The organism is Streptomyces sp. NRRL S-495 (assembly GCF_000966955.1).
Taxonomy (GTDB): Bacteria; Actinomycetota; Actinomycetes; order Streptomycetales; family Streptomycetaceae; genus Kitasatospora; species Kitasatospora purpeofusca.
Genome location: NZ_JZWY01000289.1, coordinates 1 through 14,759, shown reverse-complemented (window position 1 = coordinate 14,759; position 14,759 = coordinate 1). Strand labels below are relative to the sequence as shown.

The 14,759-nt window shown below is 71.2% G+C and carries 14 protein-coding genes; all 14 read right to left on the bottom strand.

Going from position 1 to position 14,759, the window contains the following annotated elements; translation table 11 throughout:
- Positions 1-99: 99 nt before the first annotated feature.
- Positions 100-714, bottom strand: coding sequence for an FMN reductase (locus VR45_RS16330; RefSeq protein ID WP_045940492.1), 615 nt, complete (start codon positions 712-714; stop codon positions 100-102).
- Positions 711-1,808 (bottom strand): LLM class flavin-dependent oxidoreductase, encoded by a 1,098-nt coding sequence (locus VR45_RS16325; protein WP_045940491.1) that lies wholly within the window; start codon positions 1,806-1,808, stop codon positions 711-713. The genes VR45_RS16330 and VR45_RS16325 overlap by 4 nt, the downstream gene beginning before the upstream one ends.
- Before the next feature lie 154 nt (positions 1,809-1,962).
- A complete protein-coding gene (locus VR45_RS16320) occupies positions 1,963-2,799 on the bottom strand; it encodes an alpha/beta hydrolase (protein WP_045940490.1) in 837 nt (278 codons plus the stop codon).
- Positions 2,800-2,864: 65 nt separating this feature from the next.
- The gene (locus VR45_RS16315) at positions 2,865-5,663 is read right to left on the bottom strand and encodes a LuxR family transcriptional regulator (protein ID WP_107084196.1); all 2,799 of its coding nucleotides are present in this window, start codon (positions 5,661-5,663) and stop codon (positions 2,865-2,867) included.
- 11 nt (positions 5,664-5,674) lie between these two features.
- Entirely contained in the window at positions 5,675-6,562 is an 888-nt protein-coding gene (locus VR45_RS16310; protein ID WP_045940489.1) for a carbohydrate ABC transporter permease, read from the bottom strand.
- The gene (locus VR45_RS16305) at positions 6,559-7,524 is read right to left on the bottom strand and encodes a sugar ABC transporter permease (RefSeq protein ID WP_045940488.1); all 966 of its coding nucleotides are present in this window, start codon (positions 7,522-7,524) and stop codon (positions 6,559-6,561) included. Before VR45_RS16305 ends, VR45_RS16310 begins: the two co-directional genes overlap by 4 nt.
- A complete protein-coding gene (locus VR45_RS16300) occupies positions 7,524-8,852 on the bottom strand; it encodes an ABC transporter substrate-binding protein (RefSeq protein WP_045940487.1) in 1,329 nt (442 codons plus the stop codon). Before VR45_RS16300 ends, VR45_RS16305 begins: the two co-directional genes overlap by 1 nt.
- A 163-nt stretch (positions 8,853-9,015) precedes the next feature.
- A complete protein-coding gene (locus VR45_RS16295; RefSeq protein ID WP_045940486.1) occupies positions 9,016-9,741 on the bottom strand; it encodes an alpha/beta hydrolase in 726 nt (241 codons plus the stop codon).
- Positions 9,742-9,802: 61 nt separating this feature from the next.
- Positions 9,803-10,546, bottom strand: a complete 744-nt coding sequence (locus VR45_RS16290) for a GPR1/FUN34/YaaH family transporter (RefSeq protein ID WP_045940485.1) — start codon at positions 10,544-10,546, stop codon at positions 9,803-9,805.
- Positions 10,547-10,727: 181 nt separating this feature from the next.
- Complete coding sequence (locus tag VR45_RS16285) at positions 10,728-11,324, bottom strand: DNA starvation/stationary phase protection protein (protein ID WP_045940484.1); 597 nt, start codon at positions 11,322-11,324, stop codon at positions 10,728-10,730.
- A gap of 89 nt (positions 11,325-11,413) precedes the next feature.
- Positions 11,414-11,935 carry a DoxX family protein gene (locus VR45_RS16280; protein ID WP_045940483.1) on the bottom strand — a complete coding sequence of 174 codons (522 nt, stop codon included), beginning with the start codon at positions 11,933-11,935 and terminating at the stop codon, positions 11,414-11,416.
- A 5-nt stretch (positions 11,936-11,940) separates the two neighbouring features.
- Complete coding sequence (locus VR45_RS16275; RefSeq protein ID WP_045940482.1) at positions 11,941-12,603, bottom strand: hydrolase; 663 nt, start codon at positions 12,601-12,603, stop codon at positions 11,941-11,943.
- Between the two features lie 486 nt (positions 12,604-13,089).
- Complete coding sequence (locus VR45_RS46955; protein WP_159394231.1) at positions 13,090-13,638, bottom strand: hypothetical protein; 549 nt, start codon at positions 13,636-13,638, stop codon at positions 13,090-13,092.
- Positions 13,639-13,981: 343 nt separating this feature from the next.
- Positions 13,982-14,209 carry a hypothetical protein gene (locus VR45_RS16265; RefSeq protein WP_045940481.1) on the bottom strand — a complete coding sequence of 76 codons (228 nt, stop codon included), beginning with the start codon at positions 14,207-14,209 and terminating at the stop codon, positions 13,982-13,984.
- Positions 14,210-14,759: the final 550 nt, after the last annotated feature.

The window sequence follows — 14,759 nt, the reverse complement described above, 5'->3', positions numbered from 1 at the left end:
GGGGCCGCACGGGACGGGGTCCGTCCAACGGCGGTACGGCGGATCAGTATGCGGCACGGCGGCTTCGCCCGGGCAGGCGGTGACCCGGACCGACCGGTCTCAGTCGAAGCGCAGGTCGGCGAGCTGCCGTTCGAGGGCGGTGACGTCGTCCTCGGGTTCGGCTCGGGCCGGGCGGTCGGCCAGGAGGGCGGCCAGCTCGCCGCCCGCCCGGCGGATGCGACCGGGCAGGCCGTCGGCGTACTCGTCTCCTCCGGATCCCCAGTCCGCGGACGCGGCGTACACCGCGGTGGGAACAACAGTGGCGCGCAGATACGCGAAGAGCGGTCGCATGGCGTGCTCCAGTACGAGGGAGTGGCGAGCAGTACCCCCTGTGGCCGCGACCAGGACCGGTTTGCCGGCGAGGGCGTCCGGGGCGATCACGTCGAAGAAGGACTTGAACAGGCCGCTGTAGGAGGCCGTGAACACCGGGGTGACGACGATCAGCCCGTCGGCTCCGGTCACCGCGGCGATCGCGGTGGCCAGGCGCGGTGCCGGAAAGCCGGTCACGAGATGGTTGGCGACATCGCCGGCCAGTTCGCGAAGCTCGACGACCTCGGCCGACACGACACGGCCCCGGGCGGCGAGTTCGTCGCGGACCGACTCGGCCAGCCGGTCCGCGAGCAGGCGGGTGGAGGAAGGGGTGCTCAACCCCGCGGAAACGGCGACCAGCTTCACGCGGCGCTCACCTCCTGCGCGGTCGCGGCGGCTGTGACCCGCGCCGCATGGGTGGGGGCGTCCGGCACGTCGGCCGGGCGTCCGATCGCGAACTCCCTGCGCAGTACGGGCACGACCTCCTCGCCGAGGATGTCGAGCTGCTCCAGGACCGTCTTGAGGGGCAGACCCGCGTGATCCATCAGGAACAGCTGGCGCTGGTAGTCGCCCACGCTCTCCCGGAAGGCCAGGGTCCGTTCGATGACCTGCTGGGGAGAGCCCACGGTCAGCGGGGTCTGCTCGGTGAACTCCTCCAGCGACGGACCGTGCCCGTAGACCGGCGCGTTGTCGAAGTACGGACGGAACTCCCGTATCGCGTCCTGCGAGTTCTTGCGCATGAAGACCTGGCCGCCCAGCCCCACGACGGCGTCCTCCGGGCGACCGTGGCCGTGGTGGGCGTACCGGCGCCGGTAGAGCTGCACCATGCGCCTGGTGTGATCGGCCGGCCAGAAGATGTTGTTGTGGAAGAAGCCGTCACCGTAGAACGCGGCCTGTTCCGCGATCTCCGGCGACCTGATGGATCCGTGCCAGACGAACGGCGCTACCCCGTCCAGCGGTCGGGGTGTCGACGTGAAGGCCTGCAGGGGCGTGCGGAACCGGCCCTCCCAGTCCACGACGTCCTCACGCCACAACCGGCGCAGCAGCGCGTAGTTCTCCCTGGCGAGGTCGATGCCCTGGCGGATGTCCTGCCCGAACCAGGGATACACCGGTCCGGTGTTGCCGCGCCCCAGCATGAGGTCGACCCGGCCCTCGGCCAGGTGCTGGAGCATCGCGTAGTCCTCCGCGATCTTCACCGGGTCATTGGTGGTGATCAGAGTCGTGGAGGTGGACAGGATCAGCTTCTCGGTGCGGGCGGCGATGTGGCCGAGCAGGGTGGTCGGGGACGACGGGACGAACGGCGGGTTGTGGTGCTCGCCGGTCGCGAAGACGTCCAGGCCGACCTCCTCGGCCTTGAGCGCGATGGCGACCATCGCCCTGATGCGCTCGTGCTCCGTCGGAACACGGCCATCGGTGGGGTCGGGTGTCACGTCCCCGACGGTGAAGATACCGAACTGCATGGTGCTTCCGTTCTCCTGAACCTGTCTGGATGCTGTGATCGCGGGCCCCGAAGCCGGACGACGCCTGTCGTCCGGCTTCGGGGCCCGCGGCAGCCGGGCCGGTCGTCCGGCCGCCGCGGGCGGGGTCACCCCGCGTGAACCGGCGGGAGCGGCCTCACTTCGCCAGGAACGTGAGGAGCGCGGTGTTGACCTCCTCCGCGTGGGTCCACAGCAGGCCGTGCGGGGCGCCGTCGATCTCGACGTAGTCGGCGGACGGGAGGGCCTTGTGGAAGGGACGCGCGGTACCTTCGGCGGGGAGGATGCGGTCGGCCGTGCCGTGCAGGATCAGGGCGGGGACATCGATGGCCGGGATGTCGGCACGGAAGTCGGTGTACCAGGTCGACGGCGCCGCCGAGGCCGCGAAGAAGCCGCCGCCGGCCGCGGTGTTCCAGCTGTTGCGGACGGCCTCCTCGCTGATGCGGCTGCCCAGGTTCTCGTCGAGGTTGTAGAAGTCGTTGAAGAAGGCGGTGTAGTACGCGTAACGGTCGGCCTTCACGTCGGCGACGATGCCGTCGAAGAACTCCTTCGGGGCGACGCCGTCCGGGTTGTCGTCGGTCTTGAGCAGGCACGGCTCCAGCGAGGCGAGGAAGGCGACCTTGGCGACGCGGGCGGAGCCGTACGCGGAGACGTAGCGGGCGACCTCGCCGGTGCCCATGGAGAAGCCCACGAGGACGGCGTCGTTCAGGTCGAGGGTCTCCATCACAGTGTTCAGGTCGGCCGCGAAGGTGTCGTAGTCGTAGCCGGTCGTCGGCTGGGAGGACCGGCCGAAGCCGCGGCGGTCGTAGGTGATGACGCGGTAGCCGGCGTCGAGGAGCGCGGCGCTCTGGCGCTCCCAGGAGTGGCCGTCGAGGGGGAAGCCGTGGATGAGGATGACCGGCCGGCCGGTGCCGTGGTCCTCGTAGTAGAGCTCGACGGCGGTGGTGTTCTCCTGGCCAACGGTGATGTACGGCATGGCTGTGTGTTCCTCGCTTCGGTTCGGCTGGTCCGCGCGTCGTCGCGGCGCGGACTGCCGTCACGCTATGGCGGGGGAGGCGCCGCCGATTGTCGTGCGGCGCCCCGGGCCTTGCCCGCCGGCGCAGAGTCCGCGGACGGGGCAGGGCCGGCCGGTTCGGCGTCGGCCTGCGCCAGTACCAGCCGGGTCAGGTGGACCCGTGAGTTCACCGAGAGCTTGCGGAAGATCGACGTCAGGTGCGTGTTGACCGTGTGCGGAGACACGACCAGGGCGGCGGCGGCCGACCGGTTGGTGTGCCCCGCGGCGATGAGCCGGGCGACCTTGCGTTCCGAGGCGGTGAGCGCGTCCCACCCCTGGATGGGGCGGGGGCGGGCCGGGTGTCGACCGGAGCCCGTCACGGCCCGGTCCAGTTCCGCCCGGACCCGGTCGGCCTCGGAGCCGGCCCCCGCGTGGGCGTACGCCTCGTACGCCCTCGTCAGGGCGGGTATCGCGGCGGCGTCTCCCATGGCCGACAGTGCGCGGCCGAGGTCGGCGGAGGCCGCCGCGAGGTGCAGCGGCCGGGGCCCGTTGAGGAGGATCCGGACGGACCGCTCCAGAAGGCCGGGATCGGCGTTCACCAGCGCCGCCGTGTGAGTGGCCGTCCCCTGTGCCGTCGGCACGGCGGTGTTGTGGGAGGCGTGGTCGGCCGCCTGGGCCGCGAGGTCCACGGCCAGAGCCCGGTCTCCGGCACGCAGGGCGATCTGCACGGCCTCGACGAACCGGGTGCGCAGAAGCCTCCAGCGGACGAAAGGGTGATCCCGCTGGGCGGACCGCAGCCGTTCGGCCGCCGCCGTGTGATCGCCGTCGGCGTCGGCGAGGAGGGCCTCCAGGTACTGGTGAGCGGCGTGGTTCCCCGGGTTCGGCCGGCCGGCCACCGCCGCCCTGACGACCTCGACGTGTTCCTCCGCGGCTTCGCGATCGCCACGCAGCAGCGCCAGCCAGCCCCGGTGGACGCGAACGTTGACCAGGTTCGCGGGTACGTGGATGTCCGCTTCCAGCCGCTCGGTGGTGACGAGGTCGGCCTCCGCGTCGTCGAGCCGCCCGAGCCCCAGATTCACGCCGGCCTGGGCCCACATCAGCATCGCGGGCCGCAGCGGGTCGTCGCCCGCCGTCCGCAGCAGGTGCCGGGCCGTGTCGAAGTCGTCCATGTGGACACGGGCAACGACCTCCTCGGGCAGGAACGCCGCGTCGAACGCGCTGAGCGCCGTGTGATGGTCGACGGCGGACGCGCACTCGCCCGCGTTGAGGGCGATCTCGCCGAGGCCCCACAGCGCGATGACGCGGGCCTCCCGGTCCTGCGCGCGCTCCGCCTCGGCGAACGCCCGTTCCGCGGTCTTGCGAGCGCTGCCGAGGTCGCGGCCGCGGGACTGGGCGAGCGCGAGTCGCGCGGTCAGCCGGGCGCGGACCGCCGGGTCGGTGACGACGCCCAGGGCGGCCGTCGAGCGGCGGGCCAGCTCATGGATGTCGTCGAGGTGCCACAGCGTGTCCCCGAGGACCGACTGCAGACGGGCGAAGACGTCCAACGGGGGCTGCCGGGCCAGGAGGACGTCGCCGGTCTCCCGCGCCCGGGTGTACCGACCCGCACGGGTGAGGGCGGTGATGGCCCGTTCACCCACGTCGAACTCCGCGGGATCGTGGGGCGGCACCAGTTCCATGGCGCGCACGGACAGATCGGCGGCGAGGTCGGGCATGACGGTGAGTACGTCCGAGGCGGCGCGGCCGAGCAGCCGGATCGCCTCCCGGTCACCCGGTTCGGCGCTCTTGAGCAGGTGCGGGACGGCGTCGACCGAGGTGCGGCCCGTCGCGACGAGCCGACTCGCCGCCTCCCGGTGCAGTGCCCGCCGCGCGGAGGGCGCGAGGTCGGCATAGACCGCCTGCCGGAGCAGATCATGACGGAACACGAGGCGTTCGCCGTCGTCCTCGATGAGCCCGGCGCCGATCGCCTCGTTCAGTTCACCGATGAGGCCCGAGGCCGGCCTGCCGCACAGGGCCGCAGCGTCGGCGAGGTGGAAGGCGCGGCCCAGGACCGAGCCGATCCGCAGGAGCTCGAGGGTGCCCGGTCGGAGTGCGGACAGCTTGCCGCGGACCCCGAGCACCAGCCGCTCCGGCGGCTCGGCCCCGTCCGCACCCGACGCCGCGATGCCGGTCAGCACCTCCGTCGCGAGGAACGGGTTACCGCCGGCCGAGTCGAGCAACCCGGTGACGCGATCCGGTACCGTCCCGCCGAGTACGTCCCGCGCCAACTCGGCGAGCGCCGCGCCGGACAGCGGCCGCAGCGCGAGCGTGGCCATCCGGGTGGCGCCCCCGCGCAGGTCCGGGTTCTCCCTCCCCGCGAGCAGCCAGAGAACCGGGGAGGCCAGCAGTCGTGCCGGCATGACGTTCAGTGCGAACCGGCTCAGCGGATCGGTCCACTGGACGTCGTCGATCGCGATCATTGTGGGCGCGTCCGTCGAGCGCTCCTCGAGCAGCCGGGCCAGCCGTTCGACCAGCCAGACGCGTTGGTCGTGGTGGCCCGCCAGGTGCGCGAAGTCCTCCGCGGCCAGCAGCGGCGGGTCGCCGTGCAGCAGGCCTGAGGCCAGCGAGGCCAGCGGTGCCAGCTCGTGCAGCTCCTCCGCGCGTCCCCGGCTGACGGCGAACCCGCTGGCGCGTGCGATCGAGACGGTCTCCTCCAGCAGGGCGGTCTTCCCGATCCCCGGCTCGCCCAGGAGCAGGGCGATCCCACTGCCGTCGCCGTCACGCACCGCCTCGACCATGGCCCGCAGCTGTTCCAGCTCGGCTTCCCGGCCGCGCAGACCCGGCCGGCTCAGCCGGGCGCCCGTGCTCATCTCCTGCGGTGTCATCCCTTGACGGACCCCGCGAGCAGACCTCGGGCGACGTGCCGCCGGAGGAGGAGGAACACCAGCAGCGGGACGAACGCCGATACGAACGCCCCGGCGGTGAGCCGCTGCCACTCGTTGCCGCGTGTTCCGGCCATTGCCGCCAGTCCGACCGTCACCGGAGCGGTCTCGGCGGTCCCGCCCGACAGCGTCATCGCCACGAGCAGGTCGTTCCACACCCAGATGAACTGGATGACCGCGAACGTCACCAGGACCGGGCGGGCCAGCGGCAGGACGATCCGGAGCAGCAGCGTCGCGTGTGACGCGCCGTCGACCCGGGCCGCTTCGATCAGGTCACGGGGCAGTCCGGCCAGGTGGTTGTGGAGGAGGAACACCGCGAACGGCAACGCGAAGACCGTGTGTGCGAACCACGCCTGGCTGAACCGAGCCGCTCCGGTGACGTTCCAGGCGGGCAGGAACAGCCATCCGCGGGAGAAGAGCCGCAGCAGCGGGACGAGCACCATCTGGATGGGCACGATCTGGAGCGCGAAAATGCCGACGACAAGCACGTCGCGCCCCTTGAAGTCGATCCACGCCAGGGCGTACGCGGCGAGGAACGCCAGCGTGAGCGGAAACAGCACCGAGGGCAGGGTGATGACGATCGAGTTGACGAGGTGGTCGGCGAGCCGGCCCGACGCGTTCCCGGTGCCGAACAGCACCTCACGGTAGTTGGCGAGCGTGACGCGGGGCGAGCCGAACACGGTCCACCAGCCAGTCGTCTTGATCTCGGCCTCGGGACGGAACGAGGAGAGGAACAGACCGAGCGTCGGCACGGTCCACACGATCGCGATCACCACGGCGGCCAGCGAGAACACACGGGACGACAGACGCTCCCGGACACCGCTCACCCCGCGCTCCGCTGCGCACGGACCTTGTAGGCCACGACAGGGGTGACGAGGAGGAAGAGCAGCACCGCGAGGGCTGCGCCGTGGCCGGTCCGGCCGTAGCGGAAGGACTGGTCGTACATCTCGTGGGCGATGACACCGGTGTCGAACTGCCCGGCGGTCATGGTTTTGACGATGTCGAACGCCTTGAAGGTGCCGATCACCTCGGTGAGGACGACGACGAGCAGCGTGGGTCTGATCGACGGCACGGTGATGTGCCGGAAGATCTGCCGCGGTGACGCGCCGTCCAGCCGGGCCGCCTCGATGATCTCGCCGGGAACCGCCGCGATCGCGCCTGCCAGCAGCAAGGCCGCGAAGCCTGCCTGGGTCCACACCATCGCCACGATGAGGAACAGGACGTTCCAGGGGGAGTCCACGAGCCACTGTCTCGGCTCGCCGCCGAACGCCACGACGAGTTCGTTCAGCAACCCGATCTGCTCCGCCCCGGCCGGCCGGTAGGCGTAGACGAACTTCCAGACCAGGCCGGCACCGACGAACGAGATCGCCACCGGCAGCAGGACGAGGGCCAGGGCGAGCGCCCGGAACCGCGACCGTACGACGGCCGCGGCGTAGAGGAGACCGATCCCCGTCACCAGCAGGGGCACGAGCACTACCCACGCCAGGGTGTTGCGGAGCGCGATCAGGGCCTCGGGGTCGGTGAACATCCACACGTAGTTGTCGACGCCGACCCAGGTGTCCCCTTCGTCGTCCATGAACGACAGGCCCAGGGTGTGCAGGCCGGGCAGCAGAAGGCCGACAGTGAGCAGCAGCAGGGCGGGGGCCAGCAGCAGGAAGGCCGCGCCGCGCCTCCGTACCGGCCCTCGGTGCAGCGCCAGGAGGATCAGGCCGACCACGGCCGAGAACACGACGACGCCCTGGAGAAGGTGGGCCAGCTTGGGCTGCTGAGCGACGACGTCGAACGACATCAGTGGCTCGGCCAGGACCGTTCGATGGCCGCCGCCACCGATTCGGTGTCCTTGCCGCTGATCCAGTCGACGGCTCCCTTCCAGAAGGTGCCCGCACCGACGGCCGCGGGCATCTGGTCGGAACCGTCGAACCTGAACTGTGTCCGGGGATCCTGGAGCAGCTGGATCGACAGCTTGTCGACCGGGCCGGCAGCGTCGGCCGGATCCACTCCCTTGTTCGCCGAGACGAAGGGGCCCTTCTTCATCCGCGCGTTGGCGAAGTCGGCGCTCGCCAGGTATTCCCGGAAGGCTCGCACCTCGGGGCGGTCGGAGAATGCCGTGGCGAACGTCCCTCCGCCCAGGACGGGCTTGCTGGTTGTGTCCACCCCCGGAAGGAGGAAGGCGAACACGTCCCCGTCCGGTCCGATCCGGGTGCCCTTCGGCCAGTGCTCGGCGTAGAACGACGCCTGGCGGTGCATCGCGCAGTCGCCGGAGAGGATCGGCGTGCCGCCGTCCTGGTAGGAGATCGAGGCCATCGAGCGGGCCGGTCCGTAGCCGCCGTTGGCATAGCGGTCGTTCTTGAGGACGGATCCCACCGTGTCCATCGCCCGGATCACCCGCGGGTCGTTGAACGGAATCCGGTGGGAGACCCACTGGTCGTAGACGTCCGGCCCCTGCTGGCGGAGCAGGACGTCCTCGATCCAGTCCGTCACGGGCCAGCCGGTCGCCTCGCCGGATTCGAGGCCCGCACACCACGGCCTGACCCCCGATGCGGCGACCTTCTCCGTCACGTCCATCAGTTCGGCCCAGGTGTGGGGGACGGCGAGTCCCCTTTCCCGGAAGAACTTCGGCGAGTACCAGACGAACGACTTCACGTTCGCGACCAACGGAGTGCCGTAGAGGGTGCCGTTCACGGTCGCGTAGCTGTTCCAGTCCGCCGACCAGCCCTGCTCCGCCAGCGACACCAGCTCCGCGCTCGCGGGTTCGAGCTTCCCCGCGCGTGCGAAACGCTCCAGGAGCCCGGGCTGAGCGAAGAACGCCACGTCGGGGGCGTGGCCGCCCTCGACCCGGAGTTGGATCTGGGCCTCGAACTCCCCGTTTCCCTCGTACTGGACGTCGATCCCCGTGCATGCGGCGAAGCCGGCCCAGGTCTCTTCGAACAGGTCTGCTTCCCGGTCCCGGCTGGGCGCGTAGACGGTGACGTGGGTCGCGGGGTGTTTGCCGTACCGCGCGTACGGCCCGCAGTCCCCGGCCTCGCCGGACGAGGTAGCGCTGGGAGGGGCGACGCATGCGGCGGCCGTGACGACGATGGCGATGACGGCGAGCGCGAGCCTCGCGCCGAACCTCATGGGTGTGCTTCCTCCGTTCGCCCACCGAGTGTTCTCGGGGGCGAACCGAAGCTATCAGCGTTCGAACATAATCAACCAATCGTTCGAGGTCAGAGGCTTGTGTGCCGGTTCCGAGCCCACACCGGGGGGTGGGCTCGGAACCGGCATCGGCGGCCCGGGCGGGTCAGCGGGTGACGGACCGGGCCGCGTCCTGGATCAGCGCGGCCACGGCCTCGGGCCGGGCGAGCATGACCAGGTGCGAGGAGTCGACCTCGACGGTGGTCATGCCGGCTCGCTCGTAGCCGTAGCGCTCCACGTCGGGGTTGATGGTCTGGTCGGAGGTGGCGACCAGGCCCCACGACGGCTTGCTCTTCCAGGCCGCGACCGGGGCCGCCTCGGAGAAGGCCCGCGCGGCCAGGGGGCGCTGGGAGACGGCGAGCACCGTGGCGAGCCCGGGGTCGACGTCGGCGGCGAAGAGAGCGGGGAACCTCTCGACGTCCACCGAGACGTCGGTGCCGGCCTCGGCGGATCCGATCGCGGGGAACGGCGTGAAGACGAGTGCGTCGGCGAGGCCGGAGTCGGGAAAGCGCCCCTGCAGCTCGCCCAGGCTCTCGCCCTCCTCCAGCGCGTATCCCGCCAGGTAGACAAGTGCCCGGACGTTCTCCTCCACGCCGGCAAGGGTGATGACGGCGCCACCGTAGGAGTGGCCGACCAGGATCACGGGGCCGTCGACGGCACGTATCACCGAGGCGATGTACGCGGCGTCCTCCACCAGGCTGCGGTTGGGCACGGCGGGAGCCACTGCCTTCAGGCCTGCGGCGGTCAGCTCCGGGATGACGCGAGCGAAGCTGGAGGCGTCGGCGAAAGCGCCGTGGACCAGCACGACGGTGGGTTCGGCGGATCGGGACATGGGGGAACTCCTGTTCAATCGTTGCTACCGCGCGGCCGCGGTGTTCATGGGTGCCGGATGTTCAGAGGGTTCGGCGCACGCCGGCCTGGCGTTCCAGGTTGCGGAGCTGGACCGCGAGGCCGCCCTCGACGGCGGCGTGGGCCGGCCCGCTGCGGCCGATGGGCAGGACCTCTTCGCTGCGCATGTCCTCCAGCATCAGGGCGAAGGCCGTGTACATCGCGACGAGCGCCACCACGAGGCCAAGGGCGCCGGACGTGCGGGTGAGCCATTCCGCGCCGGTGAGACCTGACAGACCGGTGGTCGCCCAGCGGGGCAGGGAGACCAGCAGGACGAGCCACAGCGCGCGCTTGGGCCCTGTCACGGCGGTCATCAGCACCCCGAAACACAGGAGCGCGAGGTTGAAGACGCCCAGCACGCGCAGAGCGTCGGGCGCGCCGCTGAACATGACGAGCCCGTAGGCCAGCCAACTGCCGGCGAAGACGCCCATCAGCGTCGCCGCGATGACGTCCCGGGCGCCGAACGCCAGGATGCTCACCAGGAGCTGCAGCGCGAAGGCCGGCAGCACGCACAGGGCGACGGCGCCGCGGGCCTCGGTCTCGAAGAGCCCGAGCTGCATGCACCCCGTCATCACGGAGGCGATCGCCACCGTGAAGAAGCCCAGCGGCATGGGTGAGGCGATGGGGCGGAGGTTGATCCGGGTCATCGACCGGAGGTCGGGTTCGAAGCGGCGTTCCGGGGGAGCGTCCGGCCGGCCGGCCTGTCCGCCGTCGGCGCCGCCGGTGGCGGAGGGGGAGGTCGTACTCATGGTGGGGTCTCTCGTTCGGTGCTCGAAGCGGAGGTGGGGCAGGCGAACAGGGCCTGCGGAGGCCGGGTGGAGGGCGCCTCGGAAGCCGCGCGTCTCAGAAGCCGTACGCCTTGAGGAGGCGCAGCCGGACCTCGCCGACCCGGCCCGCCGCCGACCACGACGACGTCGTACGAGTCCGCCGTCAGCCCTGCACCAGAGGGGTGTCCACGAGGTGCTCGGCCAGGAACCACACCTGCGTCTCGCCGGTACGGACGACCTCGGACACGAGCAGGTCGGTGCTGCCCTCGTCACCCTCCGCCGAGATCCGGGCGGCGGCGTCCCGCGCGTCGATCAGGATCCGCTCGTGCGCGTCGAGGAGCCTCGACAGCATGACGGGAACCTTCTCCACGCCGTTCGGCGGCCGCGGAACGGCCGTCAGTTCCGCGACATGGCGCGGGTCTGCGACCGCGACGCCGCCGAGGCTCTGGATCCGCTCGGCCAGCGCGTCCACGATGGCCAGTTGGGCCTCCGCGTGCTTGTCCAGCATCAGGTGGAGCGAGTAGAAGGTCGCCCCGCGCATGAGCCAGTGGTGCTTCTTGTAGAGGGAGTACAGGATCTGCGTGTCGGCGAGTACGCGGTTCAGCCGCTGGCAGGCGTACATACGGGTGTCGTGGCCGAGGCCGATCGGCAGCTGCTTCAACGTGCCGAACGCCTGGGTCTCGCCACCCTTCTGGTGCAGCAGCGGCTGGCCGCCGCCGTGCCCGAGCGCGGTGGTGGCTGCGGTGGTCGCGGGGTCCATCGGGTAACTCCTGGTGTGGAAGGTGGGAGGGCCCGGCCGCCCGCGCGGGGGTCGCAGGGCGGCCGGACCCGGTCCGTCGCGGCTCGTGCTCAGCGGCCGCCGGGGGCGACGGCATGCGGCGGCGCCGGGGCCTGGCGGTGCAGTACGAGCCGGGTGAGCAGCCCGCTGCCGAGGCCGGCCACGAACGCGAGGCCGGCCCACCACAGCGGGTACGGGGTGAGGCCGAGGGCCGCGTCGAGGGACCATGCGCCGGGGCCGGTCGCGGCCAGGGCGACGGCGGTGCCGATCAGGACGAGCGGGTATTCGTACCCGTCGTTCTGCACCCACAGGCCGTGGCGCCACTTCACGGTGAGGGCGACCGTCATCACCCCGACGGCCCCGGTCGCGGCGAGCGGGGTCAGGAGGCCGGCGGCGAGCAGCAGACCCGATCCGATCTGGCCACCGCCCGCCGCCAGCGCGGTGAGGGCTCCGCCGCGGAAGCCGTCGGCACGGAACTCCTCGGTGCCGCCCTCGAGCCCCCTGCCGCCCAGGTGCGTGCTGATCTTCTGCACGCCGTGGCCGGCGACGAGCAGGCCCACCAGCAGACGCAGGATCAGAATGCCGGTGTCCACGGAGATCAGCCGGCCGCGTGCGCGCCGATGACGCTCTGGGCGTACACGACGCCCAGGCCGTAGGCGCCGGCGTGGGCCTTGACGATCTCCATGACCGCGCCGTAGGTCTCCTGACGCGCCCAGTCGCGCTGCAGCTCGAGGAGCACCTGCACCCAGGTCACCGGCACCGCGCCGGCAGCGATCATCCGCTGGAGCGCGTGCTCGTGGGCGGCCGGGCTGACGCCGCCGGAGGCGTCCGAGACGACGTACACCTCGTACCCCTGCTCCAGCGCGGAGAGCGCGGGCAGCACCAGGCAGACCTCGGTCCACAGACCGGCGAGGATGATCTTCTTGCGCCCGGTCGCCTGGACGGCGGCCACGAGGGCCTCGTCCTCCCAGGCGTTCATGGTCGTCCGGTCGATGATCTCGTGCTCGGGGAACACCTCGGCGAGCTGCGGCAGCAGAGGCCCGGAGAAGGACTCGGCGGCCACCGTGGTCAGGACGGCCGGAACATCGAAGGCCCGAGCCGCTTTGGCGAGGCCCACGGTGCTGTTGATGATCGCCGCACGGTCACCGCTGCCGGTGCCGAAGAACATCTGTGGCTGGTGGTCCACGAAGAGCATGACCGCGTTGTCGGGCGTGAGGAGGTCCGAGCTCGGGGCAGCCTGAACCTTGGTGATGTCGAACATGAGGGATCCTCTCGGAGCAATCGGTAGAGCGCCCACCGCATTCGCGGCTTCGGCACACCCCGAAACTACGGTCGGATCGAACGGCCGGGTTTCCCGCTTGCGCCCAGGAGTTGGCGCGCCAGCGCACTACCTGTCAGGCGCGTGGCGCAGGGGAGACCCGATCGATGGTGGCGCGGCGCCGGTCGGCCTTCCACTTGGGGGAGCCGGTAGCGGCCGAGGCGGGGACCAGGCCCCCTCGACGCAGTCCACGCGGCCGGCGTAGGTGCCGGGGCGAGCACCTCCTTCTTCGCCGCCGGCCACTCCCGTCGCGCTCGCGCCGGTCGCGGCGGGATGGTCGGAGGATCCGGGCGTGAGGAAGGCCGGCGGGGCCAGGGCCGGTGAGCCAGGTCGTGGCGGAGGGCATCGAGTCCGGCCAGGCAGACGTCGATGGCGGCGATGGCCGCACTGCTCTGTTCCTGGATTCCGTCTTGGGTGTTGGCGAGGGGGTCAGGTGCGTCGTTGGTCGCCGTCATGACGGAGGCGGAGGGTGAGGTCGGCGAGGTCGTCGAGGCGGGCGGCGAGGTCCGGATGGGCGGTGGTGACACGGGGGCGCATGCCGGCGAGGGGTGCTGTCAACGCGGCCGGATCCGCGGCGCCGAGGGCGGTGGTGAGCTGGGTCAGCGCGGGGCCGGCCTCGGCTGTGAGGCTGGGCGCGGCGGAGATCTGGGCGGCGAGGACACGTAGGTCTGCGGCGTGGTCGTGGGCCCAGGCGGTGACGGCGCGGTCGGCGGCCCGCCGGTCACGTACGGCTTTGACACGTTCCGCCCCGGTCGCGGCCTCTTCCGGTCTGTTGCTGGCTGGGCGCAGGCGCAGGTAGCGGTTCTCGGTGGCCTGGCGGCCGGCGACGCGCATGGGGCGGGCGAGGTCGGCCCAAGTGGCGCCGCCGACTCGGGCGGTCTCCACCAGGCCCGCTTCCCAGCCGGCGAGCTCGGTGCGCAGTTCGCGCAGCAGCACCAGCGCGGCCAGGGCCGACTCCGGCCACCCCTTCCGGTGCACCGGCGCCGGGCAGGGTGGCTGGGCTGGTGTTCTGGGCGGTGCGGACGGCGTCGTCGATGGCGGCAGGCGCGGCGGCGGCAGCAAGGAAGGATGCCGGTCCTGTCGATGGGCCGCCGCTGGTGGCGGGCGGGTCGGGGATCGTGTGGGCCGGCGGTGGCGAGGTGTCACGTACTGTTCAAGTTTGTCGCCGGTACGGCCCGGGACGGGATCGGGGGTGCCTGTTCGACCTGGTTGGGTGCGCGCTCCTGGACGGCGGACCGGCGCGATGATCCAGGGGCGCGCGGCGGTGTCTCCGCGCCATGCGCGGTGCGGCGCGCTCGGCCGAGAACGCGTGAGTCCTGGGTCAGAGTTTGAACATGGCGGTGTAGGGCTGGGTGATGCGTTCCCGCCGCGATCCGAAGTCGACGAGTACCGCGATGTCGCTGTCGCCTTCCACGCCGATGGCCCGGCCGAGGCCGTACTGGTCGTGAGTGACGCGGTCGCCGACGGCGAAGTGCTTGCGCGGTGCTTCGATCCGGGCCTTGAAGGGGCTGGTGGGCAGGACGCGGCGGACTGCTGCAGATTTCGTCATTCCCTGCAGTATGCGCCGGAAATCGCGAGAGCGGGCCCTTCCGGTGCATTCAATTTTGGAGTTCGACAGGAATGCCGCGTGCGCTGTCCAGCGGGCCCCTGGATGGCGCCGGCGGGCGTGGCGCTTCGCTGTTCGCGGCCGGGGCAGGCGCTCCGCGCCCGAATCGGCCGCCCTCTCCACCCTGGAGTCGGCGGCGCCGACAGGGCGGGAGGCATGCTCAATGAGGCTGCTCCCCATGTGTGTTGATGGTCCCGGAGCCTCGCGATCGGCGACCCTGGGGAAGGGGCCTCGCGGAACCGGGGGTGAAATATCCGCCCGTGGAGGGCTGGGGCCTGCTAGAGTCGTTTTAGTTGCAGTAGTGGTTCCCATGAACTTTGTGTGCGCCTGCTGATGTATCGCAGGCGCCTTTTTGTTTCCCGGCTCTTCCCCGGGTGGGTGCTCATCGCGGTGACTCGGAGCGCGCGCTGTGCGGGTTTCGGAAAGTCCCCTTTGAAGGAGATTTCTTTATGGCTAATGGCACTGTGAAGTGGTTCAACGCGGAAAAGGGCTT